At 62.5% G+C, this 24,645-nt stretch carries 23 protein-coding genes and 1 tRNA gene; 9 read left to right on the plus strand and 15 right to left on the minus strand.

The features are described 5' to 3' along the window. Window positions 1-25 precede the first annotated feature (25 nt). Window positions 26-460, minus strand: a complete 435-nt coding sequence (locus tag DCY11_RS00270; protein ID WP_108680490.1) for a hypothetical protein — start codon at window positions 458-460, stop codon at window positions 26-28. 69 nt (window positions 461-529) lie between these two features. Here DCY11_RS00270 and DCY11_RS00275 point away from each other — a divergent pair, with 69 nt between their 5' ends. Together DCY11_RS00275 and DCY11_RS00280 are read left to right on the plus strand one after the other, a co-directional pair. Continuing rightward, complete coding sequence (locus DCY11_RS00275) at window positions 530-1,051, plus strand: CoA-binding protein (RefSeq protein WP_108680492.1); 522 nt, start codon at window positions 530-532, stop codon at window positions 1,049-1,051. Between the two features lie 117 nt (window positions 1,052-1,168). Continuing rightward, window positions 1,169-2,455 (plus strand): O-acetylhomoserine aminocarboxypropyltransferase, encoded by a 1,287-nt coding sequence (locus DCY11_RS00280; protein ID WP_108680495.1) that lies wholly within the window; start codon window positions 1,169-1,171, stop codon window positions 2,453-2,455. Here the strand turns inward: DCY11_RS00280 and DCY11_RS00285 are convergent. Beyond that, window positions 2,434-3,540 (minus strand): COX15/CtaA family protein, encoded by a 1,107-nt coding sequence (locus DCY11_RS00285; protein ID WP_208430481.1) that lies wholly within the window; start codon window positions 3,538-3,540, stop codon window positions 2,434-2,436. The two genes, DCY11_RS00280 and DCY11_RS00285, sit on opposite strands and share 22 nt — an antisense overlap. Window positions 3,541-3,612: 72 nt before the next feature. On the opposite strand from DCY11_RS00285, the gene DCY11_RS00290 reads away from it, so the two are divergent. After that, window positions 3,613-3,816: a DUF2842 domain-containing protein gene (locus DCY11_RS00290; protein WP_108680499.1), complete on the plus strand. Its 204-nt coding sequence runs from the start codon at window positions 3,613-3,615 to the stop codon at window positions 3,814-3,816. A gap of 21 nt (window positions 3,817-3,837) precedes the next feature. On the opposite strand, the gene DCY11_RS00295 is transcribed toward DCY11_RS00290, so the two are convergent. Continuing rightward, complete coding sequence (locus DCY11_RS00295; protein ID WP_108680501.1) at window positions 3,838-4,899, minus strand: polysaccharide deacetylase family protein; 1,062 nt, start codon at window positions 4,897-4,899, stop codon at window positions 3,838-3,840. A gap of 204 nt (window positions 4,900-5,103) precedes the next feature. On the opposite strand from DCY11_RS00295, the gene DCY11_RS00300 reads away from it, so the two are divergent. Then, window positions 5,104-6,282: a GNAT family N-acetyltransferase gene (locus tag DCY11_RS00300; RefSeq protein ID WP_159079697.1), complete on the plus strand. Its 1,179-nt coding sequence runs from the start codon at window positions 5,104-5,106 to the stop codon at window positions 6,280-6,282. A gap of 75 nt (window positions 6,283-6,357) precedes the next feature. Here DCY11_RS00300 and DCY11_RS00305 read toward each other — a convergent pair whose 3' ends face one another. After that, window positions 6,358-9,603 carry a Wzz/FepE/Etk N-terminal domain-containing protein gene (locus DCY11_RS00305; RefSeq protein ID WP_108680503.1) on the minus strand — a complete coding sequence of 1,082 codons (3,246 nt, stop codon included), beginning with the start codon at window positions 9,601-9,603 and terminating at the stop codon, window positions 6,358-6,360. Between the two features lie 232 nt (window positions 9,604-9,835). Here DCY11_RS00305 and DCY11_RS00310 point away from each other — a divergent pair, with 232 nt between their 5' ends. The 4 genes from DCY11_RS00310 (at window position 9,836) to DCY11_RS00325 (ending at window position 14,719) form a co-directional block, all read left to right on the plus strand. Continuing rightward, window positions 9,836-10,510 carry a polysaccharide biosynthesis/export family protein gene (locus DCY11_RS00310; RefSeq protein ID WP_108680505.1) on the plus strand — a complete coding sequence of 225 codons (675 nt, stop codon included), beginning with the start codon at window positions 9,836-9,838 and terminating at the stop codon, window positions 10,508-10,510. A 45-nt stretch (window positions 10,511-10,555) separates the two neighbouring features. Continuing rightward, window positions 10,556-11,713, plus strand: a complete 1,158-nt coding sequence (locus DCY11_RS00315; protein ID WP_245409402.1) for a glycosyltransferase family 4 protein — start codon at window positions 10,556-10,558, stop codon at window positions 11,711-11,713. Between the two features lie 173 nt (window positions 11,714-11,886). Continuing rightward, entirely contained in the window at window positions 11,887-13,434 is a 1,548-nt protein-coding gene (locus DCY11_RS00320) for an undecaprenyl-phosphate glucose phosphotransferase (protein ID WP_108680507.1), read from the plus strand. A 10-nt stretch (window positions 13,435-13,444) separates the two neighbouring features. Continuing rightward, window positions 13,445-14,719 (plus strand): O-antigen ligase, encoded by a 1,275-nt coding sequence (locus DCY11_RS00325; protein WP_159079698.1) that lies wholly within the window; start codon window positions 13,445-13,447, stop codon window positions 14,717-14,719. A gap of 527 nt (window positions 14,720-15,246) precedes the next feature. On the opposite strand, the gene DCY11_RS00330 is transcribed toward DCY11_RS00325, so the two are convergent. From DCY11_RS00330 to DCY11_RS00360, 7 genes are all read right to left on the minus strand, one after another. Beyond that, window positions 15,247-15,324 (minus strand) — tRNA-Pro (locus DCY11_RS00330). A gap of 98 nt (window positions 15,325-15,422) precedes the next feature. After that, window positions 15,423-15,872, minus strand: coding sequence for a MerR family transcriptional regulator (locus DCY11_RS16095; protein ID WP_108680511.1), 450 nt, complete (start codon window positions 15,870-15,872; stop codon window positions 15,423-15,425). A 44-nt stretch (window positions 15,873-15,916) separates the two neighbouring features. Further along, the gene (locus DCY11_RS00340) at window positions 15,917-16,234 is read right to left on the minus strand and encodes an integration host factor subunit alpha (protein ID WP_045366968.1); all 318 of its coding nucleotides are present in this window, start codon (window positions 16,232-16,234) and stop codon (window positions 15,917-15,919) included. A gap of 132 nt (window positions 16,235-16,366) precedes the next feature. Then, complete coding sequence (locus DCY11_RS00345) at window positions 16,367-17,344, minus strand: beta-ketoacyl-ACP synthase III (protein WP_108680513.1); 978 nt, start codon at window positions 17,342-17,344, stop codon at window positions 16,367-16,369. A gap of 18 nt (window positions 17,345-17,362) precedes the next feature. Then, window positions 17,363-18,406, minus strand: a complete 1,044-nt coding sequence (gene plsX, locus DCY11_RS00350; protein ID WP_108680515.1) for a phosphate acyltransferase PlsX — start codon at window positions 18,404-18,406, stop codon at window positions 17,363-17,365. A gap of 122 nt (window positions 18,407-18,528) precedes the next feature. Further along, window positions 18,529-19,083: a DUF177 domain-containing protein gene (locus DCY11_RS00355; RefSeq protein ID WP_108680518.1), complete on the minus strand. Its 555-nt coding sequence runs from the start codon at window positions 19,081-19,083 to the stop codon at window positions 18,529-18,531. A gap of 2 nt (window positions 19,084-19,085) precedes the next feature. Further along, complete coding sequence (locus tag DCY11_RS00360; RefSeq protein ID WP_159079699.1) at window positions 19,086-19,565, minus strand: ubiquinol-cytochrome C chaperone family protein; 480 nt, start codon at window positions 19,563-19,565, stop codon at window positions 19,086-19,088. 225 nt (window positions 19,566-19,790) lie between these two features. Here DCY11_RS00360 and DCY11_RS00365 point away from each other — a divergent pair, with 225 nt between their 5' ends. After that, on the plus strand, window positions 19,791-20,249 hold the full coding sequence (locus DCY11_RS00365; RefSeq protein ID WP_108680522.1) for an outer membrane protein assembly factor BamE: 459 nt from the start codon (window positions 19,791-19,793) through the stop codon (window positions 20,247-20,249). Between the two features lie 77 nt (window positions 20,250-20,326). Here DCY11_RS00365 and DCY11_RS00370 read toward each other — a convergent pair whose 3' ends face one another. From DCY11_RS00370 to ribH, 4 genes are all read right to left on the minus strand, one after another. Beyond that, window positions 20,327-22,444, minus strand: coding sequence for a sodium-translocating pyrophosphatase (locus DCY11_RS00370; RefSeq protein ID WP_108680524.1), 2,118 nt, complete (start codon window positions 22,442-22,444; stop codon window positions 20,327-20,329). A 194-nt stretch (window positions 22,445-22,638) separates the two neighbouring features. Further along, window positions 22,639-23,628: a thiamine-phosphate kinase gene (gene thiL / locus DCY11_RS00375; RefSeq protein WP_108680526.1), complete on the minus strand. Its 990-nt coding sequence runs from the start codon at window positions 23,626-23,628 to the stop codon at window positions 22,639-22,641. A gap of 23 nt (window positions 23,629-23,651) precedes the next feature. Further along, complete coding sequence (gene nusB, locus DCY11_RS00380; protein WP_108680528.1) at window positions 23,652-24,149, minus strand: transcription antitermination factor NusB; 498 nt, start codon at window positions 24,147-24,149, stop codon at window positions 23,652-23,654. Window positions 24,150-24,169: 20 nt separating this feature from the next. Continuing rightward, the gene (gene ribH, locus DCY11_RS00385) at window positions 24,170-24,640 is read right to left on the minus strand and encodes a 6,7-dimethyl-8-ribityllumazine synthase (protein WP_108680530.1); all 471 of its coding nucleotides are present in this window, start codon (window positions 24,638-24,640) and stop codon (window positions 24,170-24,172) included. Window positions 24,641-24,645: the final 5 nt, after the last annotated feature.

A 24,645-nucleotide genomic window follows, 5' to 3' on the forward strand; every position in this document is an offset into this window, starting at 1 on the left:
CCCCTCGTTGCCGCCTTCTCCCTCGTCAACTCTGCTTACGGCGCGTCCGCACGGTTTTCTTGCGGGCCGCTGCATTGCGGGTGATCGTTTTGCGCGGGGTGGGCCGCTTACGCCGCGACTTGGCGGCGCGTGACGTTCGCTTCGCCGTTTGGGTCGCACGGACCGCTTTGCGGGTTCGCGTGCGGCTGCTCGTCTTCTTGGCGGAACGTTTCGACCAAATGAGATCCACGATCTCTTCGACGGTCTTTAGCGGCGCCATCTCATGGGCATCCAGCAAGACGCCGAGCTGGTCCATCCAGCCGTATTTGTTTATGTCGTTTGCGACTTCGGCCCACGCTCTATCCGAATAGCCGTAGGCCCGTCTCACGTTCATGCCCGGCGTGGGCATCCGGCGCCCACGCGCAAAATAGGCGATGACGTAGGCACGTACTGTGCTCTTGGTAATGGAATAGAGTTTCATGCTCTGATCCCCCAAGAGACTTGTATACACGCGATACGGGTGTATATGCAACTCACACTCGGAATAGTAATGCACCACGACAGCTATCCGGACACCTATATTCGCGACATTCTCCTGAACCACCGGACATTCGCCGTGGTCGGCGCGAGTGCGAAGACGACGCGGCCGAGCTACTTCGTGATGAAGTATCTTTTGTCCAAGGGTTACGAGGTGATCCCGGTCAATCCAGGTCTCGGCGGACAGTCTGTCGTGGACCGAACCGTCAGCGCATCGCTTGGCGAGATCGACAGGCCCGTGGATGTGGTCGACATCTTCCGCAACTCCGAAGCGGCGCTCGGCATCACCGAAGACGCCATTCGCATCGGCGCGAAAGTGGTCTGGATGCAAATCGGTGTGCGCAACGACGAGGCCGCGCGGCTTGCCGAAGAGGCCGGTCTCAAGGTGGTCATGAATCGCTGCCCGAAGATCGAATACGGCCGGCTGTCCGGCGAGATCGGTTGGGCGGGCGTGAACTCCCGCACGCTATCGAGCAAGCGGCCTGTCCTGTCCGCGAAAGGTGGACAGCAGAGAACTTTGCGCGACGACAACTAGCGTGACACGCGAAAGCGTTCGTCACTGTAAAACACAAGACGCGCGTGGCTTGATCCCCTAAGGTCGCCTGGCTCGCAAAAGTTCGACGGTTAGATCGGCAGATCGTGGGAGGAAAAAATGTCTGAAGAGCGTACCCCTGGATTCAACACACTTGCCATTCACGCCGGTGCACAGCCGGACGCGTCAACGGGCGCGCGCGTGACGCCCATCTATCAGACGACCTCCTATGTCTTCGACGATGCGGATCATGCCGCCGCGCTGTTCAATCTCGAGACCTTCGGCAATATCTACTCCCGGATCATGAACCCCACCCAGGCGGTTCTCGAGGAGCGCGTGGCGGCCCTCGAAGGCGGCACGGCCGCCCTCGCAGTTGCGTCCGGTCACGCCGCGCAAGCCATCGTCTTCCACACGCTCATGGAGCCAGGCGCCGAGTTCGTGGCCGCGCGTCAACTCTATGGCGGCTCGATGAATCAATTCGGCGAGGCCTTCAAGAAGTTCGGTTGGCACGTGAAATGGGCCGACACCACGGACGCGGAGTCGTTCCGCGCCGCCATCACCCCTAAGACCCGGGCGATCTTCGTGGAGTCGATCGCAAATCCGGGTGGGATCGTCACCGATCTCGAAGCGGTTTCGGCCGTGGCCAAAGAGGCCGGCATTCCGTTCATCGTCGACAATACGCTGGCAACGCCCTACCTCACGCAGCCGAAACAGTACGGCGCCGACATCATCGTGCACTCGCTCACCAAGTTTCTCGGCGGCCACGGCAATTCAGTCGGCGGTGTCATCGTCGACTGCGGCACGTTCGACTGGATGGCGAGCGACCGCTATCCGTCTCTCTCGGCGCCCTGCGCCAGCTATCACGGCATGACGCTCGGCGAGACGTTCGGGAACTTTGCATTCGCGATCGCTTGCCGGGTGCTCGGGCTACGCGATCTTGGCCCTGCGATCTCGCCCATGAACGCCTTCCTCATCCTCAACGGGATCGAGACGTTGCCCTTGCGGATGCAGCGGCACTGCGACAACGCCAAGCAGGTGGCGGAATGGCTCGCCGGTCACGACAAGGTGGCCTGGGTGAACTACGCCGGCCTTCCCGGCAACAACTTCCATACTCTTGCCCAGCGCTACGCTCCGAAAGGCGCCGGCGCCGTCTTCACGTTCGGGCTCAAGGGCGGGTATGAGGCCGGCATCGCCCTCGTCGGCAAGGTGGAACTCTTCAGCCATCTCGCCAATATCGGCGATACGCGCAGCCTTATCATCCATCCGGCCTCGACGACCCATCGTCAGCTCGGGGACGAAGCACGCGAGCGTGCCGGTGCGGGAGCGGATGTGGTGCGGTTGTCGATCGGGCTCGAGGATGTCGACGACATCATTGCAGATCTGGATCAGGCACTCGCGGCTGTCTGACGCCGTGCCGGCGCCTCGCCCGCCACACACCGCCAGAAATGGTAGAGGGCGGCCGCAAAGACCGCGATCGCGCCTGCCTGGTGGGCGAGACCGAGTTCGATCGGCACGAAGCTGAGCAAGGTCCAGATCCCGAGTGCGACCTGTAGCAGCGACAGAAGTGCGAGCGCCGCTGCGCTGGCCCGCAGGCCGGCGGCATCGGGTTTACGCGCCAGCCACAGCGCTTGGAGCACGGCTGCAAGAACAACTGCGTAGCCGAGGACGCGATGGTCGAATTGCACCGTCAGCGGGTTCTCGAAGAGGTTGAGGTACCACGGCTCCGCAGCGCCGAGCCCCGCCGGAATGACGGCCCCGTTCATCAGCGGCCAGGTATTGAACCCCATGCCTCCGTCGATGCCGGCGACGAGAGCGCCGGCCAGAAGCTGAAGAAACACTAGGAGCAGGATCAGGCCGGCCACGATCGCCGGCGTTCTGGCAACAGCTCCTCGTCGCTCAGTCCGTCCGAGCCCAAGAATGAGCCACAGCGTGTAGCCGAAAATCAGGACAGCGACGCCGAAATGGGCCGCCAGACGGTATTGGCTCACGTCGATCCGGTCCACGAGCCCGCTTTTGACCATGTACCAGCCCAGAGCGCCCTGCAGTCCCCCGAGGACGAAGAGACCGAGCAGACGCGGCAGCAAGGGCCGCGGGATATAGCCCGCGAGCCAGAAGGCAACGAACGGCACGAAGAACACGAGTCCGATAAAGCGGCCCAGGAAGCGATGAGCCCACTCCCACCAATAGATCGCCTTGAACCCTTGCAGGTCCATGCCCTGATTGACCTGAGAATATTCGGGGATCTGCTTGTAGGCGTCGAATGCCTCTTGCCAATCGGTGTCGGATAAAGGCGGTATGGCGCCGACGATGGGCTGCCATTCGGTGATGGACAGGCCGGAATCGGTGAGGCGCGTGGCGCCCCCAACGAGGATCATGGCGACGATGAGCAGAGCGACGAACGACAGCCACAGGCGCAATGCCCGGACATGCCGTGTCGGCATTTCCTCGGTGTCGAACGCTGCCGCCATGGGCTGTGTACCGGTAACACTCATGGACGCGGTGATAGCGGGCTCTCGGCAGGAACTCAATGGCCGGACCGCGCCGGGCTCGCGGGGTGCGACGCTATGAGCGGGCACGTGCGCAAGCTGGTCGGCACGATCGTGCTGTTGGTCTTTCTGCTCGTCTATATCGCGGTTGCGGCGGCAATCGGATCCGGGCGCATTGCCGAGGCGAACAGCGTCTTCCAGTTCCTTTATTTCCTGGTTGCCGGGCTTCTGTGGGTTGCCCCGGCAGCGCTGCTCATCCGGTGGATGGCCCGTCCAGACTAAGGCCTTCGAGAGCCGTTTCAGCTAGGCAGCATCGACCTGCTGGAATCCGTTCCAGATGGCGAAGGGCGCGCCGGTCAGATACAGGGCCGTGTAGGACAGGTCCTGGAATTCCCCATTCAGCGACACGCGCGGCAGCGCCGTCAGATGATCCTTGTGGGCGGGAAAGAGCATGCCCTTGCGCGTGGTCACCGCCGTGCGGAAGCCCGCGCCCTCGGTGAGCGCGAAATCCCGTGGGCCAGCGCTCCCCGGATCGCCGTACGGATAGGCAAAATGGGCCGGCCGCTCGCCGAGTTCGGCCTCGATGCGATCGGCGCTCTCCACAATCTGCGCTAGCGCTTCGTCTTCCGGGAGCTTCGCGAGTGCCAAATGATCCTTGGTATGAGCGCCCATCGTGACCAGAGGGTCCGCCGCCATGTCGCGTAGCTCGTCCCACGTCATGATGAGATCGCGGCATTGTTTCGAGAGGTCGACGCCGTGCCGTTCGGCAAGGTCGCGAATCTTGGCGCGCATGGTTTCTTCCGGCAGTGCGCGCAGCCACCAGTAGATCTTCTCGTAGGTGCGGGTCTTGTCCGCGTCCGTCCCGGTGGGCAGCCGCCAAGCCTCGCCGTCGCGGTCGATCGCGATCTCGTCGGGTGCCCTGTCGATGGCTTCCTCCAGCGCGACCCACCACAACTCGCCATGGCCGCCCGGATAGGCTGTTGGAATGTAGAGCGTGAGCGGCACGCTGCGCGCCTGGAACAGCGGCAGGGCATGTTCCTTGTTGTCCCGATACCCGTCGTCGAACGTGAAGCAGGCAAAGCGGCCCCCTTCCCCATGCGTGAGACGGTCCGCCGCTTCATCGAGCGTGATGATGTCGAGCCCCGCTTCCAGAACCTGGTCGAGGACGTTGCCCAGAAACTCCGGGCTGACTTCCAGAATGCGATTGGGCGCGAACTCCCGTGGGACACCTGTTTCAGGTTTCACCCGATGGAGCATGAAGATCAGGCCCTGGCCTTGGGTGAAAGGCGCAAGCAAACGGCCGGCGCCCGTACGATGGAGGCCGGTGAGCGCGGCCCGCATGACGGCGGCTTTACCCTTGGCCATGGTTTTTTCCACCTTTTCCGAGCATCAACCGTTAACCTCGCCCTGCCATTGTCCGCGCATCGTCTCGGCCAGTCTGACGCTGGTTCCTTGAGAAAGAATTGCCGGGGGGCAAGGCTTGCTCTCCGCTATCTACTAGACTGGCACGATGGGATTCAATCGATGGGTTCAATGACTTTGGCTCGGTCCAGCGCAGACATTTCGGACATGGACGCGGCTGGGGGCGGCGATATCTCTTTCAGCACGTCCGCAGGGCCGGTCTCCATGAAGATCACCTCCGATCTTCAAACCATCGCTTCGGAGTGGCGGGAAATCGAGACCGCGGTGACTTGCACCAGCGCGCAGACCTTCGACTGGGCCCGTGCCTGGTCGGTGCATATGCTCGCCGCGCAAGGCCGGGCGCCCGTTATCGCCATCGGATACGACGGCGACGGACAAGTCCAATTTCTACTGCCGTTCGAGTCGAAGAAGGTCGGTGGGCTCACGGTTCTGAGTTGGCTTAGTCAGGAGCACGCCAATTACCTGTTCGGTGTGTTTCGTCCCGCGTTCGCGGCAGCGCTGACGAAGACGGAAATATCCCGCATCCTCAATGAAGTCGGCCGGTGGTCCGGCGCGTCGGTTGCAGCGCTCGAGGCGCAGCCTTTCGAGTGGGGCGGCGCACCCAATCCATTTGCCCTGCTCTCGCACCAGCCTGCGCCCAACAGCGGCTTCGCGATTCGGCTCGGCGACTTCGAGACGCTCTATCGCGAGCGGTTCAAGAAGCGCGCCCGGCAGGGTCTTTTGCGCAAGGAGCGGCGCCTTTGGGAGGCCGGTACGCTCAAGTATGGCTGGGCCGAGCGCACGCAGGAAAAGCGCGACGTGCTCGAGACGTTCTTTGCCCAAAAGGCGCTCCAGTTTGCCGCCATGGGGGTGACGGACATTTTCACGCCTGAGGCGCGCGCCTTTTACGCCGCCCTGGTCATGCTCCCCGAAGACAGTCCAAGCCGCTTGCGGCTCGGTTATGTCGCGTTGAACGGCGAGATCCTCGCCACCTTCTCAGGCACGGTCGTCCACGACCGAGTGAACGTTCTCTTGTCCTCCTTGGCGGACAGCCCCTTCCAGCGCCAGTCGCCGGGTGCACAGCTCCTGCGTCACCAAATCGAAGAGGCATGCAATGACGGCCTCGCCTATTTCGACCTGGGTGTCGGGGCGGCGCGGCACAAATCGGAATGGAGCAACGAGGTCTATTCTCTGTTCGACAGCTATCTCGCGCTGAAGCCCCAGGGGCTTGCGGTGACCTTGCCCTTTACAGTCAAGAGCGCCCTGAAGCGCAAGATCAAGTCCAATCCGCGGCTTTGGGCCTTGGCTCAAACAGTGCGCAAGACGATCAAGGGCAGCCACGCCTAAGACGCGCCGGCCATTCGGACGACGTTCCATATCTCGAAAAGATGATGGCGTTCCAGTCTGCCTGGAATGCGTTCGCTAGACCGCGACCTTGCGGCCGAACAGCGAGAAGCGGCGCTGTCTGTGCTTCATGGGCGTGCCGTGCACGACGATCGGACATCCCAGACGCTGAATGACCGATAGCGGGTCGCGCTCCTCTTCCGGCGTTGTCCGTGGCGGCAGGACCGCGACAGCGACGGGAAGTTCGAACTTGAGCGCCGGCATCAGGCTATCGATCGCCGCCATGTCGGCGTGCAAGACCACACAGTCATAGGTCTGCGTCAGCGCCTCGAAAACACGCATGAACTTGTCCGGGGCGTCGTATCCGTCACTGAGGGTCGGATTGCCCGCGGGAATGACCTGCAGCGTCGATCCGTCGTCGAGATTCACGACATCGGCAAAATCCACTGCGCCTACCGCAAGATCGGAAAAGCCGGGTACCCGCGGCAAGTTCAGGCGTCCCGAAACGACGGCCGCACCCTTCGCAAGATCCACGAGCGCGACCTGCTCATTACGGCTCGCGAGATCCCTCGCGATACCGATGGCCGCCTGTGGTGACGGCGAACGCGCAGATGTTCCGGCGACCAGCAACGCACGGGGAAGACCGCCGGTCGAACTCTTCAGTACCGTGCCGACGACTTCGTGGAGCGATCCCATGACGGGCCCGAGGGCCTCGACGTCCGGCTCGGCGACAGGCTCTGTTTCCAGTTCTTCATTCTCATCGGATGCCGCGATCCGTTGCGTCAGGTAATGGCGCAGGTCGTTGGGACTGAGGGCTGCCATCTCACTCTCGTTTTCATATTGTGGTGCACCAGCGTCTTGCGCCGCTTTCGCGGTAAGCGCTGACTCTTCAGCGGCCCCTGTCGTTTTTTCTTTGGTCGGTTTCCCGCGCAAGCGGCCGAACAATCCAGCGGCCCGGCGTTTGGCGGATGTGGCTGTCTCTTCCGCTTCACTTCGCTTGATCGCGTCTCGGCGCATCCGTTGAACGAAATCCGTCGACGGCGAAGCCGGTTGCGCGGGCTTGGAACCCGCACTGTCTTCAGCTTCTTCGCCGGACGGTTTGTCGGCTGCGGGTTCCTCATCTGGGATCGATCTCTTCTCCGGCTCCGACATCGCAGCTTTGGCGGCAATGGCTGCGGCGGGCGCCGCTAGGGCTGCAAGAACGCCCGCGCTCTTGCTGTCCCCCTCTTCCGTCGGCGCCTCTGCGCGTTCCGGCGTTTCGTCGGCGGATGCCGTCTGGAGTTCGACCTTTTTAGTAGGCGCTGTCTCCGTGAGCTGAGCCTGGTCATCGGAGGACGGCGCGTCCGCCTCTGCTGCCACCGGTGTGGCTTCCTCCGGTGTATCGAGCGTAGCGCTTCGCGGCTCGCTGACGGCGAGCCATGACGGCCGCTTCGCGGGTTTTGAAGCGCGCCAGACGGATCTTTGACGCTTATTCGGACTGTCGGCTGGCTTCGGCGTCTCGGCGGACTTTTCAACTCGATCCGGCTTGGTCTCCGCGGCTGCTTTCTGTGCCGCCGCCGGTGCTACCTCGCTGGCAGGCTCAGGCTGTTTGGGCGCAACCGCCTCGGCCGGCTTTGCGGTTGCTTGCGGGCCGTTCGGCGTTTGCTGTTTTGGAGACCCTTGTTGCGGCTGGGAGGGCCGTTGCTTTGCTTTGGGTTTCCCGCGCGTTTCGGACATACGCCGGTTCTCGATGATCGGCTTCGCTGTGGTGCCCGCAGGCTTGTCTTGTGACGGCTTGGGTGGCGCCGGCTGCGGCTGAGCCGGCTTTTGCCGCTGCGCATTCATTCTGCTGAGGGCCAGCATTTCGGCGCGCGACATATACTCGGGTTCGCTGGGGACGAGTTCCTCTGCTTCTTCCCCATAGAAGTCCGACGGTCTTTCCTGCCGTTGGGGCGCGCCGCTGACGATGATTGTCTTGGCAAGCACCGTCCCGATGGACAGCAGCGCGGTCGCGGCAATGACCAAAAGCGTGATGGGTCCGCGCCGCGGGAAGGACGGCAAGACCGACGCGTGGGCGCGCGAGACGATCGCCGCTTGCGCGGGCACGGCGCCGACGTCGTGACGTGCCGACGCGTCGCGATAGCGTGCAAGATACGATTCCAGCAGGTCCCGGTTCGCCTTCGCCTCACGCTCGAGGGCGCGAAGCTTGACCTCCGCCTCGGATTGACCCGAGGTCCGGCTCTTCGCGGCGTCGAGGCTTGCCCGCAAGGATGCCTCGCGGGCAGCAGCGATCTGCGCCTGATTCTCCAGGCTTTGGACCACTTTCTTTGCTTCCGAGCGGATCTGCGCGCGCACATCGGCCAGTTCCGATCTCAGCTGTTGAATGCGCGGGTGGGACGGCAGCAAGGTTGCCGACAGTTCCGCGAGTTGGCGCTGTACCAGAACCCGCTGCTCGATCAGGTTGATCACCAACTGCGAATTCAGCACTTCGGGAGTCGCGTCGATGTCGCCGTTGGTTGCCAGCATCTTCTTGATCAGCTTGGCGCGGGCCTGTGCCTCCGATTCTTGCGCTTCCGCCAGGATCAACTGGCTATTGAGCTCCGAGAGCTGCTGAGCATTCAGGGTGATGTTGTTGCTACCGGCATACAGCCCCTCCGAAGCCTTGAACGTTTCCACCGCGGCCTCGGATTCGGCCGTCGCCTTGCGCAAGGCTTTGATCTGCGCGTCGAGCCAGGCGGTCGCATCCTTGGTCTGCTCGATTTTCGCATCGCGCTGCCAGCCGATATAGACATCCGCCAATTTGTTGGCGACCTGCGCGGCGAGCTGCGGATCGCCCGAGCTGTACTCGATCGCGATCACCGACGAGTTCGATAGCTGAAACACATCCAGATGTTCCGCCACGGCATTCGCGGCCCGTTCTTCCAGCGATTCCTGCGTCGAGCCGCCGAGGCCGATGGCTCTGAGCAGCCGGGCGATCGGCGAGCCCCCTGCGTCGCGGAGAAAGGCGGCGTTCTGCGTGAGATCGAGATCTCTCACGACCTGCAGAATGAGATCGCGCGAATTCAGAACCTGGACTTGGCTTTGGACCGCCTGCTCATCGAGGGTTACGCGATAGTTCGACGTCGACTGTTCGTTCGTGGGGCGCGTGAACGCCGTTTCCTCATTCTGAACCAGGATGCGCGCCTCGGACGTGTAGAGCGGACGCATCATCGACAGGGCGATGAACGTGATCGCCCCCGCCAGCAGCGACAGCGCGATGATCCGGCCCTTGGCGCGCCATAGCGCGGCCCCAAGACTTCCCAGGTCGATGTCGTCTGCAGGCGGCACGCTTGAGGAATTCGTCACGGTTCAAAACTCGTTCTTGGAATCAACAAATCATTAGCAATAAGCCCAGATTGCCGTAACCAAAGCTTTAAGCGCCGCATCGGTTTAGTACGGCCGCGCTCTGAGCATAGGGATTGTGGCGCAAATCATAATGGCACGGCAAATCAGCATTTATTAACCATGCGAGGGGTAGGTTCGGGACGTATCGACGTTCTCTGTCGGCGTCGTTCGCCGACGTCCTGGAGCCGCTTGTATGACCACGTGCCGTATCACGGTCAGTGCCAAGAAGATCCTCACCCTGTTGCTCGCGCTCCTGGCGTGCGGCCTGTCGGGGTGCAAGGGTGGCGCCATCCCGGGGCTTACGACGCCGGATCTGGCTCTTTCCACGCCCGCGCCCCTACCCTGGCCCGGCCAGCTGTTTCCGCCCGGCGCAGGCCGCGCACCGCCGGGCGTCCCCGTGGTGCCCCACGCCAACTACACGCTCGATGCAGGCGACCGCGTCCGCATCATCGTGTTCGGGCAGCAGAATCTCTCGAACGTCTATACGGTCTCAGCTTCAGGCACGGTAGCCGTCCCCCTGATCGGACAGGTCCGTGCACGGGGCCTCACCGCCGACGGGCTCGCGCGGCAGGTCGCGAGCCGGCTGCGCAGCCAATACATCAAGGATCCGAAGGTCACCGCCGAGGTGATCACCTACAGGCCCTTCTACATCCTCGGACAGGTGACGCGGCCCGGCCAATATCCCTTCGCCCAGGGCCTCACCGTGGAGAACGCCGTCGCCATCGCCGAAGGCTACACGCCGCGCGCCAAGCAGCGCTTCGTCCGCCTCACGCGCAAATTCGACGGCGTCATGTCGACCGTCATGGTCCCGACCGATTATCCCGTCCAGCCGGGCGACACTATTTACGTCCTCCAACGCGTGTTCTAATGCTCTGAGCGAGATCGCCACTCCTCCTCAAGGCCTCCGGTTCCCGTGAGCTCAAATTTCCGGATACTGCATTGTCTGCGCGCGCCCGTCGGCGGGCTCTTTCGCCACGTGCACGATCTGGCGCTCGGGCAAGCGGAACTCGGGGCGGAAGTGGGCGTTGTCTGCGATTCCACAACGGGGGACGCGGAAAGCGACGTGGCGCTACGCCGGCTTCAAGACAACTGCAGCCTGGGGGTCACGCGGATCCCCATGGCGCGCAAGCTTCACCTCAGCGATTGGAGCGTCTATCGGCGGATCGCAAAAATTGGCCGTAAGCTGGGAGTCGATGTGCTCCACGGTCATGGTGCCAAGGGCGGTGCCTATGCGCGCCTTGCCGGAAAATCACTCCGCAAGAAGAAGAACACGAAGGTCGTCTACACGCCCCATGGCGGCGTCATCCACTATTCGCCCTCGTCTCTTTCCGGGAAGCTCTATTTCAGGCTCGAGCGCAAACTCATGCCGCTGACCGACGGCTTCATCTTCGAGAGCATGTATGCCGGCAATCGCTATGCGGAACTGGTCGGCCGTCCCGAGTGCCCGGCCCGGGTGATCTACAACGGGCTGCAACGGCACGAGTTCTACGAGTCGCTCCTTGCCGACGATGCGGTCGACTTCGTGTTTGTCGGCGAACTGCGCAAGCTCAAGGGCGTGGACGTGTTCTTGGAGGCGCTGGCCCAGCAGCAGAGCGTCTTTCCCGGGCGGGCCATCATCGTCGGCTCCGGGCCGGACGAAAAACATTTCAAGCGACTGGCACGTCGGCTGGGGCTCGCAAAGCAGGTCACCTTCTCGGGCCCGCAACCCGCGCGAACCGCGTTCGTGCGTGCCCGGTGCGTGGTCATTCCATCGATTGCGGAATCACTGCCGTACATCCTTCTGGAGGCAGCGGCCGCGCAAATGCCGATCATCGCGACGAAGGTTGGCGGCATCCCGGAAATCATAGGCGACATCCCCGTGCCGCTGGTGCCGCCCGGAGACGTCGATGCGCTCGCCGGCCAGCTGCGCAGCTTCCTCTCCGATCCGCGCCCCTATTTGCGGCGGGCCGCGGAACTGCAGAAGCATGTGGCGGAGGTCTTCTCGGTCGACATGATGACCCGGGAAGTGGTCGATTTTTACATCACCGATCTCGGTGCCGGCTTGCACAAACTCCCGGAAGAAGTTGCCTAAACCGCTTCTTAACCCTGGCCTTACTCAGTCGGCCGATAGGCTATACGCTAAACCGATCCAAAAGCTGCTCCATGCGAGAGTGCCGGTCGGGACAATGCGACAGCGCACCGTCCGTTGGTGCGCACTATCGGGTTCAAGCGGCCGCAGATGCCGCATTTCGGGATCGAGCAAGGATGAGCGAGTTAGACGCAGCTGCACAAAAACGCACTGCAGACCGCCGGGCGCAGCAAGGCGGTAACGAGACCCCCTTCCCGGATCGGCGTAAGGCCCCGCGCCCGCCACTTGCCGAAATTCGGCGGGGCGGCACGCTGCGACTAATGCCGCCGGTCGTGGTTTCCGGCGTGGTCCGTGTCGTCGAGTTCCTGCTCATCGTTCTGCTCGGGCTTGCGATCTATCTCAGCTATGTGGAGTACGAGGGAGACCGGACCCATCTCTTCTATCTCGCCGCCATCTTCGTTGCCGCCCTGGGCTACATGATGATCGCGGATGTGTTCAGTCTCTATCAGGTTCCCTCCTTCAACACGTTCGTACCGAGTTTCACGCGCGTCGTGATCGCCTGGACCATCGTGATGGCTGGCCTGATGAGCATCGCCTTCTTCAGCAAGATCAGCGCCGACTTCTCTCGTGTCTGGATCGCAACCTGGTACGTGTCGGGGCTCGGCGTGCTCTTCGTCGAGCGGCTGCTTGTCTCGGTCATGGCCCGGCAATGGCTCAAGGAGGGGCGCCTCTACCGCCGTGCCGTGATTGTCGGCGGCGGGCCGGAGGCCGAGAATCTCATCAAGGCCCTCGAGGCATCCGCCGATGCGGACATTCGGATCGTCGGGGTTTTCGACGATCGGGGCGCCGATCGTGTTGCTCCCATCATCGCCGGCTATCCCAAGCTCGGGAACATCAACGAGCTCGTGGAATATGCGCGCACCTCACGTCTGGATTTGCTGATCGTCACCCTGCCGATCACCGCGGAACAGCGCTTGTTGCATCTGCTGAAGAAGCTGCAGGTTCTGCCGGTCGACATTCGTTTGTCCGTACACGGAAGTCCTCTCAGGTTCCGGCCGCGCACCTATTCGTATATCGGCAACGTGCCTTTCATCGACCTGACCGACAAGCCCATCGCCAATTGGGACGTCGTCAAGAAGTGGCTGTTCGACAAGATCGTCGCCTCCATCGCCGTGGTGGCGCTGGCGCCGGTCATGGCGTTGATCGCGATCGCCGTGAAGCTGGATTCGAAAGGTCCTGTCTTGTTCAAGCAAAAGCGTTTGGGCTTCAACAACGAGACGATCGGCGTTCTGAAATTCCGCTCGATGTATGTCGAGGGCGAAAGCCCGGATGGCCTCGAACAGGTGACGCGGGACGATCCGCGGGTGACCCGTGTTGGGCGTATCCTGCGCCGGACGAGCCTCGACGAACTGCCGCAATTCTTCAACGTGCTGAAGGGCGATCTCTCCCTGGTGGGCCCGCGCCCGCATGCGCTCCAATCAAAAGCCGCCGACAAGCTCTATCACGACGCAGTGGATGGGTATTTCGCCCGCCATCGGGTGAAACCCGGCGTCACGGGCTGGGCGCAGATCAACGGCTGGCGCGGGGAAACCGACACGGCGGAAAAGATCGAACGCCGCGTGGAACACGATCTCTACTACATCGAGAACTGGTCCGTGATGTTCGACCTCTACATCCTCCTGATGACGCCGCTTGCCCTCGTCCGCGGCGAGAACGCCTATTAGGAGCGATCCCGTGTCCCTGGCCTTCGGCGGAGTCGACGCTCAAGTCCCTGCCCCGATGCGTTCGGTGGGGCAATCAGGCGGTCATATCCGGCCCGGCTTCAAGCGCTTGGTGCTGATCTATCTCTGGCTGGTCATCGTCACCGGCTGCTTTGTGTACGTCGAACCGTCGCCCTATGACGTTCTGCTGCTCGGCGCCATGGTCGTCCTGCCGGTCGCCGGCCTCATCGCGCTTCCCCGTGGCTTGTCCGTCTACCTGCTGCTGCTTTGCGGCATCGTCGCCGGCGGCTTTGTGGCTTCGACCCAGGCAGGCATCTTCGCGGTGCCGGTCAAACACGTCACCATCACTCTCTATCTCGCTCTCACCTCGTTTGTTCTCGCGGCCTTCGTCGCCAAGAACCCGACGCCGCACACGAAGCTGATCATGTCGGCCTATGTGACCGCGGGGCTGATCGCCTCCATTGCCGCTCTGATCGGCTATTTCAATCTGGTGCCGGCCCTCTACGAGGTCCTGACCGAATTCGGCCGGGCGCGCGGCACCTTCAAGGACGCCAACGTGCTGGGCGCGTTTCTGGTGCCCGCGATCCTCTACGCCTTGAACGGCATGCTGAACGGCCGCACCTCGCGTGCTCTTCTATGGAGCGCCGTTCTGATGGTGCTGGTCCTGGCGACCTTGCTCAGCTACTCACGCGGCGCCTGGCTCAATGCCGCCGTGGGGCTGGTGGCGTATGGCTTCTTTGCGTTCGTGATGTCGGAATCGAACCGCAAGCGCATGAAGCTGCTGGCGCTGGGGATCCTGGGTACCCTTGTTGTCGTGGGCGGCTTGGTGGCAATCGCGACGGTGCCGGAGATCTCCGAGAGGCTCGGCGAACGCGCGAGTTTCGAGCAGTCCTACGACGTCGGACCGGAAGGACGTTTCGGAGGCCAGCGGAAGGCGGCCGCGCTTGTCGCATCACATCCGCTCGGCATCGGCGCACTGGAATTCGCCCGGCTGCATCATCCCGAGGACGTGCATCAGGTCTATCTCAACATGTATCTCAACACCGGATGGCTCGGGGGAACCTTCTACCTGCTGCTGGTGCTCGCAACGATCGTCCTGGGGCTGCGGCTCGTCATCCGCGACCGCGGGGGCGACGGCATCAGTATCGTACTGCTGGCGGCATTTCTCGGAATGGTCGTCGAGGGGCTTGTGGTCGACACGGACCATTGGCGGCACTTCTACCTGATCATGGCGCTGATCTGGGGCATGGCCTTGGCGCCCTCCTCACAGCGCAGAACCGCGCCCTAGGGCTGGGTGGCGCCTGGCAGGCTTCTGCTGATGCACTTGGAATACCGGACAAAAGAAAGCCCCGGACGGGGGGCTGCCGGGGCTTTCAAAATGGTTCCTATTTGGGGGGGAACCTGGACGGAGGAGGGAAACTCCGCCACTAGCACGGATAATAGCACCGGCCCGGACCCCAAGAAAATGACAAAATTGTGTTCCGAACACCAGGGCTGTGGACCGCCCAACCGTCACCCATCTGCAACAGGTTGGGGACTTTCTCATCAATGAGTCCGACTGCCCGATATTCGCCCAGATTGGGACAGTAAGATTGCTTCCAACGCGCGTTGACGCGGGGGCACGAGGGAAACGGAGGGAGCCTTGCCATCTGGCAGGGCTTCTTCTGGTTTGAGCCCCGGCTCCGCCTCTCCACAAAGCAATCATCACATCGAAACAACGACGTCTTTGGCCGGCCGAGCAGCCGCGCGCTGTGTATTCCGCGCCGACAGTCTGGCGCGGCGCAGGTAATGTCATTTGGCTTTGTGGGAGAAGAGTGGTCGGAGCGGGGAGATTTGAACTCCCGACCCCCGGTCCCCCAGACCGGTGCGCTAACCGGGCTGCGCTACGCTCCGACATTCCGGTATTGGGCGACCTGCATATACCGGTTCGCGCCATAGAGACAAGCCAAAGCAGCCTGCCCGCTGGAATTCTTTGCCCTCAGTCCTGGTCTTCAGTCCTGCCGGTCGGCATTTGCGAGAATCTGACGGCAGCTCTCGAGCTCGTCGATCAGCGCGGCAAAATCGTCCTCGTCCGAGCCAAAGCCTTGCGAGATCGAACTGCGGACTACCTCTGCGGCCACGTCGGGAATATCCGGCGCCATCGTTTCGTCGTCGGTACCGCCCGCTTCGCTAAGTCCCTGATACTCCATCACGTAGCGTGGGCCCTGCTCGCGCAGGATCTTCTGCACGCCGCGAATGGTGTAACCGTCGCTGTAGAGCAGGAGCCGAATACCCTTGAGTAGCGCCACGTCCTCCGGACGGTAGTAGCGGCGGCCGCCGCCCCGCTTCATGGGCTTAAGTTGGCTGAACTTGGCTTCCCAGAACCGCAAGACGTGTTTGGGGACGTCCAATTCATCCGCGACTTCGCTAATCGTGCGAAAGGCCTCGGGTGCCTTGTCCAAAGCACTCCTCCCGGCGGATCGATGGCGCTCGTCTCGGGAACCCCCTAGTCTTGGGAGTTGCCCCCGGACAACGACTCGTTGATCCGCTGCTTCATGATGTTGCTGGCCCGGAAGACTAGCACGCGCCGCGGCGTAATGGGCACTTCCTGGCCCGTCTTCGGGTTCCGGCCGATCCGCTCGCCTTTTTCGCGGATTCCGAACGACCCGAAGGACGACAATTTGACTTGGTCCCCGTTCTCCAAGCTCGACACGATCTCGCGGAGCACCAGCTCCACGATTTCCGCCGACTCATTTCGCGGTAGCCCAACTTTTTTGAACACGGCTTCCGCAAGGTCAGCTCGTGTTAGTGTCTTCCCGCCCATCGTCGTACTGCTCCCCCAAAGTCGCGGGACGAGCAGGGATGCTAGCCGAGCGGGCAAGCATGGGTCAATTGCCCGTCGTATCAAATTCCTGATTTTGCGTCATAATCTCGACAGGTGTGGCTTTCGCAGCACTTACCAGCGGATCAGTAGCGCGCCCCATGTGAAGCCGCCGCCCATCGCTTCCAACAGAACGAGGTCACCTTCCTTGATGCGGCCGTCCGAGCAGGCCGTCATGAGCGCAAGAGGAATCGAAGCCGCTGATGTATTCGCGTGCTTGTCGACGGTCATGACAAGCCGTTCGCGCTCCAGACCAAGTCTTCGGGCCGCCCCGTCCAAGATGCGTTTGTTTGCTTGGTGCGGGACGAACCAGTCGATGTCGGCCGGGGTCAGATCCGCTTTTTGCAATGTTTCCAGTATTACGTCGCTAATCTTGGTAACGGCGTGCCGGAACACCTCCGGTCCGTCCATGCGGAGATGACCAACCGTTCCGGTTGAGGACGGTCCGCCATCCACGTAGAGCTTGTCGCGATACCGGCCGTCCGACCGCAAGGTCGTCGCCAGCACCCCTCTTTCGAGAGGCGCGCCATTCGGCTTCTGCGCTTCGATCACGAGCGCGCCCGCTCCATCGCCGAACAGGACGCATGTGGACCGGTCCTCCCAATCGAGGATCCGCGAAAAGGCTTCGGCGCCGACCACGAGGGCGCGCTTGAATTGGCCGCTCTTCAGGTAATTGTCGGCTGTGGCGAGCGCAAAAACGAAGCCCGAGCAAACTGCCTGCACGTCGAAGGCGGCGCCTTCCGTAATCCCGAGTTCGGCTTGGATCGTGACCGCCGTGGCCGGGAATGTCTGATCCGGCGTGGAGGTGGCAAGCACGATCAGGTCGATATCCTCGGCATCGACCTTGGCGTGATCGAGCGCCCTCTTGGCGGCCTCGATCGCCATGTGGGATGTGAGTTCGCCGTCGGCGACGATGCGGCGTTCGCGGATGCCGGTCCGGGCCACGATCCACTCATCGGAGGTGTCCACGGTCGCGGTCAGGTCTTCATTGGTGACAATACGGTCCGGCAGATAGCCGCCGACCCCCTTCACCACTGACCGCAAATTCGACAAGTAACCTACTCCGCCCGCTTAAGCCGCGCCGTCCAGCTCGAGCTTTTCATGGAAATGCGCGACGTCGGCGCCAAGGCGTTCGACGACGCCACTGAACGCCATTTCGTAAGCGAGGTCGACCGCGCTCGCGAAACCCGTCTCATCGGTCCCGCCGTGGCTCTTCACGACAATTCCGTTCAGGCCGAGGAAGATACCGCCATTGAGTTGCCGGGGGTCCATTTTTTCTTTCAAGGCCCGGAATGCGCCTTGCGCCAGCAGCGCCCCAAGCCGGGACAGGAACGATTGCCCCATGGCCGCTCTCAGGTATTGAGCGATTTGCTTAGCCGTTCCCTCGGCGGTCTTCAAGGCGATGTTCCCGGTGAATCCATCGGTCACGACGACGTCCACGGCACCATGGCCGATGTCGTTGCCTTCGATGAATCCGTGGTAGCGGATGGGCAGCGGCGCCGACTTGAGGACCGCCGCGGCTTCGCGGATCTGCTCGACGCCTTTGACCTCTTCGACGCCGATATTCAGGAGGCCGATAGAAGGCTTCTCCATGCCGAGAAGCGCCCGGGCCATGGCGGCCCCCATCAGCCCGAATTCGACCAGTTGCCGCGTGTCCGCGCCGACATTGGCGCCCACGTCGAGCACGATGCATTCGGCGTCCACGGTGGGCCAAATGGCGGCAATGGCGGGCCGGTCGATGCCCTTGACGGTCTTCAGGCAGAATTTGGACATGGCCATCAGGGCGCCGGTATTGCCGGCCGAGACGACGGCATGGGCCTGTCCGTCCCGAACGGCCTGGATGGCGAGCCACATGCTGGATTTCCACCGCCCGCGGCGAAGCGCCTGGCTGGGCTTGGCATCCATCGCAATGGCGACGTCGGAATGGATGATCTCGGACTTTGCCGCGAGGTCGGCATGGCCCTGCAGCTCAGCCTCGATCTGAGCCTGATCGCCCACAAGGATGAAGCGCATGTGCGGATGCCTGACGAGGGCGAGAGCCGCCGCCGGTATGACCACGCTAGGGCCGTGGTCCCCGCCCATGGCGTCGAGCGCTATGGTGACTGGAGCAGCCATTCTCCACTACCGATCTGGAAGATTAAGGCCAGGCGCATACGCCGTGGCACCCCCGGAAACCGAACCCGAATAGACGTAAATGCCGGTCAGTGACAACCTGATTTTATGCTTGCACGCGGAACTCAGGACTTCTTGAGGTCCTTGAGGACCGCAAATGGGTTGTTTTTTGGCGTTTCCCCCAACGGTTTGGGGTCCGACCACGCAAACTCCGCACCCGTCTTTTTCGGGTACGGATCGAGCGCCGTCGCGAGGGTCTCGTAGACGAGCGGGCCGAGGTCGATCGCGTCGCCTTCAATGGGCTCCGGCCAAACGATCTCTCCGGCCTGAGCGGGATCCTCTGCGCGCTCCTGCAGCGCCACGATCTTATCCTGGGGCCAGAATTCGGCCTGCACCGGCACGTCGATCCTGGCCGGGACCGGCTCGAGGCTCACGACGCATGTCTGGACCACGTCCGCCCGCAGACGGCCTGTGACGTGCAACCGCTTGCCGGCACCCTGGCGCACACGGTAGTCGAACCTAAGCCCTTCGAGATCCAACAGGTCGAGCAGGTCCATGATGGCCTTGCGCTCGTCCTCTCCAATCTCGATCGTCTTGTCGGCGCCCGGCTCCACGGTTCCGAGCTTGACTTTGCGAGTCAGCGGCGGGGGTTGGACGTCTTCGTTCACAGATTGAGTCATGGTCAGGAGCCTCGTTCGCCGGGAATTTCGGGGAACCCTACCCGGCCGGCGCAAATTTCCTCGATCGGTTGCGCCTTCAAGTCTTCTAGCACCGCGTTCACATAGGGCGTGAGCTTGGCACTGGCTGCCCTCGCCTTGTCCTCATCCAGCGGCAAACTCTTGGCGATCGCCGTTTCCAGAGCTGTCCCTCCGGCGGCAACGGCACGGTCGTAGCTTTCAATGAGATTGGCGCCGCCCGCCACGAGCTTGCGGACTTTCTTGGGGACCGCGAGGTCCCCCACGCCGATCTCACGCAGGACCGTGTCCATATCGGCCACAAAGCGGTCCGCAAGGGCTTGAGCGGTGGCCGTCGCCTCGGCGCCTCCGCCTTTCAGCCGGCGGAAGACAGCGAAGAGATGGAGCGTCAGGATCGAGAACCGTCCTTCAAGCGTATCGGGAATGCCAAGTGTCTGGTAATAAATTGGAAGTCGCGCCTGCGCCATAATCGCATCATAAAGATCGTCTGCATGAGGAGCGCCTCTGCCCAAGGTTTTGGCCCAAGATTTGGCCGAAGGCAGCAGGTTGGCGAAAGGCTTTAGGGACCAAGGCATTTCGTCTAGCTTCTACCAGAGATTCTCGGCCACTTCAGGCCTATTGGGGATCCTGATCGAGGGGAACGCATTATTTTGCGAAACGTCAAGCCAGCACCGACAAGGGCAACCTGGCCCGTGCTCGCGGCACTGTTTCTCGGCGCGGCCCCCATGCTCGGCTGCGCCGGTCAGGTCGACCGCCACGGCCACGTGTTCATCGATGTCGATCTCGATCAGGTGCGGCCCGGCATGTCCAAGGCCGACGTCAAGACCGTGCTCGGCTCGCCGGACACGACGAGCGCCATCGGCGGCGATGCCTACTATTACATCTCGTCGACCATGAAGACCGTCGCTTTCATGAAGCCCAGGGAGATCGACCGGCAGGTCGTGGCCGTCTACTTCAACGGCTCGGAACGCGTAACCGACGTGGCCCGCTACGGCATCAAGGACGGTCAAGTCGTCAATTACTACAAGGGCGAGACCCCTGCCCGCGGTAAGGATCTGAGCTTCGTCGAGCAGATGTTCGGCAACCTCGCCAACCGTCAGCTCTTCAAGGATCAGACCGGCGCCGGCCAATCCGGCATCCCCGGCATTTAACCCCCTAAAGAAAAGCCCCGCTCCTAACGAGGAACGGGGCTGGTATTCTGTTGGCGCGGCCCAACGGCCGCCTGCCGCTATTGGTGTGCGAGCACGGCCAGGAGCAGCAAGGCCACGATGTTCGTGATCTTGATCATCGGGTTCACGGCGGGACCGGCCGTATCCTTGTAGGGATCGCCGACCGTATCGCCGGTCACCGCGGCCTTATGGGCCTCCGAGCCCTTGCCGCCGTGGTTGCCGTCTTCGATGTACTTCTTGGCGTTGTCCCAGGCACCGCCGCCCGCCGTCATGGAGATGGCGACGAACAAGCCCGTGACGATCACGCCGAGCAGCATGGCGCCGAGCGCCGAGAAGGCAGCACTCTTGCCGGCAATCCAGTCGATCAGGAAGAAGAAGATCACCGGAGACAGGACCGGCAGGAGCGAGGGAACGATCATCTCCTTGATCGCCGCCTTGGTCAGCAGGTCCACGGCACGGCCATAGTCCGGGCGATCCTCGCCCTTCATGATGCCCGGCTTCTCCTTGAACTGACGGCGCACCTCTTCGACGATGGCGGAGCCAGCTCGGCCCACAGCCGTCATGGCGATACCGCCGAACAGATACGGCAGCAGACCACCCAGGAAGAGCCCGACGACCACGTACGGGTTCGACAGCGTGAAGGCGGGATCGACCCCTTCGAAATACGGATACGTCGCCGCATTGGCCGCGAAGTATTTGAGATCTTCCGTATACGCCGCAAACAGCACCAGCGCGCCGAGACCCGCCGAACCGATGGCATAACCCTTGGTGACGGCCTTGGTCGTGTTGCCGACGGCATCCAGAGCATCCGTGGTTTCACGCACGTTTTCCGGCAGCCCCGCCATCTCAGCGATGCCACCGGCATTGTCGGTCACGGGACCGAAGGCATCGAGCGCGACCACCATGCCTGCCAAGGCCAGCATCGTGGTTACCGCGATGGCGATGCCGAACAGGCCGGCCAAGTTAAAGGTGACGATGATGCCTGCCATGATCACGAGCGCGGGCAACGCGGTCGACTCGAGCGACACGGCGAGGCCCTGGATGACGTTCGTCCCATGCCCGGTGACGGACGCTTTCGCGATTTCGTGCACGGGCCGGAACTTGGTCGAGGTGTAATACTCGGTGATGACCACGATCAGAGCCGTCACGATGAGCCCCGCCACGCCGCACAGATAAAGCGACATGCCGGTGAAGCTGACATCGCCGAACGACATGGTCGTATCCATGCCGATCATCAATGCGGTAACCGGCCACAATGCGATCAGGGACAGGATGCCCGTCACGATGACGCCCTTATAGAGCGCCCCCATGATGGACTTGCTGGCTCCCAGGCGGACAAAGTAGGTGCCGATGATCGACGTGATCACGCAGGTCGCGCCGATGGCGAGCGGATACAGCATCATCGGCTCGGTCAGGGCGCCGGTGAAGTAGATTGACGCCAGAACCATGGTGGCCACGACCGTGACCACATAGGTCTCGAACAGGTCAGCGGCCATGCCGGCGCAGTCGCCGACATTGTCGCCCACATTGTCGGCGATCGTTGCCGGGTTGCGCGGATCGTCTTCGGGGATGCCCGCTTCGACCTTGCCGACGAGATCGCCACCCACATCCGCACCCTTGGTGAAGATGCCGCCGCCCAAGCGGGCGAAGATGGAGATCAGCGAGGCGCCGAAGCCAAGCGCCACAAGCGCATCGATCACTTGGCGGGACGATGCGTCGTGACCGAGGATCGTTGTCAGCACCCAGAAGTAGATCGTGACGCCCAGAAGCGCCAAACCAGCCACCAGCAGACCGGTGATGGCACCCGACTTGAACGCGAGGCTAAGGCCGTCCGCGAGGCTCTTGGTAGCGGCCTGCGCAGTCCGGACATTCGCCCGGACCGAGACGTTCATGCCGATATAGCCCGCCATGCCGGAGAGAATGGCGCCGATCGCGAACCCGATGGCCGGCAAGATGCCGAGCAGGAAGAAGAGGATGATGAAGATCACGACCCCGACCAGGCCGATGGCCTGATACTGGCGGGAAAGATATGCCTGCGCCCCTTCTTGGATGGCGGCGGCGATTTCCTGCATCCTGGGTGTGCCTGCATCGGCGGCCAGGATCGCATTCCTGGTCAGAACCCCGTACGCGATCGAAAGCGCGCCGCAAGCCATGATGAGATAGAGAACCCATGTCATAGAAGACCGTCCCTGATTATTGAATTTGTTGGACTTTGAATAAATCGCGGCTGCTTGAACGACATGGCAAGTGTCCGCCGCTTGTTTCCCCCGTGTGTGGACTTAGGCCGCCGCGGAAAATGCCAAAATTGGGGCATAGAAGCAACAGACGCACGCGCCCCTAGTACGAAGGACGGAGAAACCTGGTTTCGGGGCTAGAAGTGGCTAAAGCCCTTGTTTTTCAGGGTCAGTTCGTTGCCGCGCTCATCCAATACGCGAATCCCGTCCGTGTCCGTGACCGCGCCTAATTGCGCAAAGTCTACCCCCTGCTCATCAACTTCTGATTCGAAAAGGTCCGCCGAGCTCTCCGAAACGGCGATCACCGGCACGTAGTCGTCTCCAGCCGACAGCAGGTCCGGCAGTAGATCCGGTGCGGCCTCGAGCGCTTTACGCGCCGCCGCCGAGACCGGCACGCGGCCGGCCTCGATTTTGGCCCCGACGTGGGAGACGGCACAGAGCTTCTCGATATCGGCGACGAGCCCGTCCGAGACGTCGATCGAGGCCTTGGCGAAATTCCGGACCAGGAGCGCCTCGAGCGTGCCGATCGGCGGACGGCGATAGCACTCCGTCAGATAGGCGACGTCCTCTTCGGAAAGCCCCCAGCTCTGGCCGAGCGATGGGTCCTCTAGAAGTCTCAGGCCCAAACACGAATCCCCGATCGTGCCGCCAACATAGAGCCGGTCGCCCGGCTTCGCGCCAAGACGCGTGATCGCCGCCTCATGCTGCACGAGGCCGAGCGCGGTGATGGTGATGGTGAGAGGGCCGGACGTTGCGGTGGTGTCGCCGCCGATCAGAGAGATGCCCGTCAGATCCTGGACCTCGGCGAGCCCGACAGCGAAGGCTTCGAGCCAATCCATCTCCGTGTCGCGCGGGAGCGCGAGAGAGAGCGTGTAGGCATAACCGTGGGCGCCTTTGGCCGTCAGGTCCGACAGATTGACCGCTAGGGCCTTGTAGCCGATGGAGGCCGGCGGATCGTCGCTGAGGAAGTGAATGCCGCTGACGAGCGTGTCACAGGTCACCACGAGCTGATGATCGTCGGTGACGGTCAGGACGGCGGCGTCGTCCTTGAGGCCGAGCGCCCCGGTCTCCTTGGCAAGTGGCGCAAAGATGCGGGCGATGATGTCGAATTCTCCCGCAAGTGCCATGGTGCCAGCTCCCTTTCCCGAGATCAGCCCTCACGCAACGCGGCGCGGGCGAATTCCTCCGACCTTACCTTCCGTGCCAGCCGATCCAAGACCCCATTGACCACTTTGGGCTCCTCGCCGTCGAAAAAGGCGTGAGCGATGTCGACATACTCGTTGATCACCACCCGGCTTGGAACGTCGTCGCGGATATAGAGCTCGAACGCGGCGGAGCGGAGCAAGGCCCTCAGAATGGAATCCACCCGGTTCAGCCGCCAGCCCTCGGCCAGCTGCTGATCGAGCATGGGATCCAATTGGCGTTGTTCCCGGACCACGCCGTCAACGAGATCGTGGAAAAACTCGGCCTCGGCCTCGTGATAGTGGTCCCCCTCCACGACCTGGCCCAGCCGGTGCATCTGGAACTCCGCGACCACATCGTTGAGGTCGATGCCGGTCATGTCCATCTGGTACAGGGCCTGGACAGCCGCGAGGCGCGCCGCGCTTCTGGAACTGGCGCGGTCCGTGGTCTTTTTCTTTTGTGCCATAGCCTTCGAAGCCTTGGTCTTTAGCGCCGGCTCGCAGACGAAAACTGCTCTTCTAGGCGCATCAGGGTCAGACAGGCACGAGCCGCATCGCCGCCCTTGTTCCGCCCGTCGACGCTCGCGCGCTCCCAAGCCTGTTCCATGTTCTCGCAGGTGATGATCCCGGAGCCGACGGGCACGCCATGCTGCAGGGCGAGCTGACTCAAGCCAGCGCCGGACTCGCGCGCGACGATATCGAAATGGCTGGTTTGTCCGCGAATGACACATCCAAGGGCGATACAGGCCCGATGCCGGCCGGCACGGCCGACGAAACCGTTGGCGAGCGCGAGACTGAGCGCCAGCGGAATCTCGAGTGCGCCCGGCACAGAGATCTCCTCGAACTCCACGTCGTTGCCGCGGAGCTCCTCGGTGGCGCCGCGTGTGAGCTCGTCCGCGATGTCTTCATAGAAACGCGCCGAGATGATGAGAACGGAATTGGGGCCTTTGCGGCTCATAAGTC

It is taken from the genome of Methyloceanibacter sp. wino2, from assembly GCF_003071365.1.
GTDB lineage: Bacteria > Pseudomonadota > Alphaproteobacteria > Rhizobiales > Methyloligellaceae > Methyloceanibacter.

Excerpts from the sequence above, each read along its gene's own strand:
- DCY11_RS00270 (WP_108680490.1), bottom strand. The coding sequence starts at position 460 with ATGAAACTCTATTCCATTACCAAGAGCACAGTACGTGCCTACGTCATC.
- DCY11_RS00275 (WP_108680492.1), top strand. The coding sequence starts at position 530 with ATGCACCACGACAGCTATCCGGACACCTATATTCGCGACATTCTCCTG.
- DCY11_RS00280 (WP_108680495.1), top strand. The coding sequence starts at position 1,169 with ATGTCTGAAGAGCGTACCCCTGGATTCAACACACTTGCCATTCACGCC.
- DCY11_RS00285 (WP_208430481.1), bottom strand. The coding sequence starts at position 3,540 with ATGAGTGTTACCGGTACACAGCCCATGGCGGCAGCGTTCGACACCGAG.
- DCY11_RS00290 (WP_108680499.1), top strand. The coding sequence starts at position 3,613 with ATGAGCGGGCACGTGCGCAAGCTGGTCGGCACGATCGTGCTGTTGGTC.
- DCY11_RS00295 (WP_108680501.1), bottom strand. The coding sequence starts at position 4,899 with ATGGCCAAGGGTAAAGCCGCCGTCATGCGGGCCGCGCTCACCGGCCTC.
- DCY11_RS00300 (WP_159079697.1), top strand. The coding sequence starts at position 5,104 with ATGGACGCGGCTGGGGGCGGCGATATCTCTTTCAGCACGTCCGCAGGG.
- DCY11_RS00310 (WP_108680505.1), top strand. The coding sequence starts at position 9,836 with ATGACCACGTGCCGTATCACGGTCAGTGCCAAGAAGATCCTCACCCTG.
- DCY11_RS00320 (WP_108680507.1), top strand. The coding sequence starts at position 11,887 with ATGAGCGAGTTAGACGCAGCTGCACAAAAACGCACTGCAGACCGCCGG.
- DCY11_RS00340 (WP_045366968.1), bottom strand. The coding sequence starts at position 16,234 with ATGGGCGGGAAGACACTAACACGAGCTGACCTTGCGGAAGCCGTGTTC.
- plsX (WP_108680515.1), bottom strand. The coding sequence starts at position 18,406 with ATGGCTGCTCCAGTCACCATAGCGCTCGACGCCATGGGCGGGGACCAC.
- DCY11_RS00355 (WP_108680518.1), bottom strand. The coding sequence starts at position 19,083 with ATGACTCAATCTGTGAACGAAGACGTCCAACCCCCGCCGCTGACTCGC.
- DCY11_RS00360 (WP_159079699.1), bottom strand. The coding sequence starts at position 19,565 with ATGGCGCAGGCGCGACTTCCAATTTATTACCAGACACTTGGCATTCCC.
- DCY11_RS00370 (WP_108680524.1), bottom strand. The coding sequence starts at position 22,444 with ATGACATGGGTTCTCTATCTCATCATGGCTTGCGGCGCGCTTTCGATC.
- thiL (WP_108680526.1), bottom strand. The coding sequence starts at position 23,628 with ATGGCACTTGCGGGAGAATTCGACATCATCGCCCGCATCTTTGCGCCA.
- nusB (WP_108680528.1), bottom strand. The coding sequence starts at position 24,149 with ATGGCACAAAAGAAAAAGACCACGGACCGCGCCAGTTCCAGAAGCGCG.
- ribH (WP_108680530.1), bottom strand. The coding sequence starts at position 24,640 with ATGAGCCGCAAAGGCCCCAATTCCGTTCTCATCATCTCGGCGCGTTTC.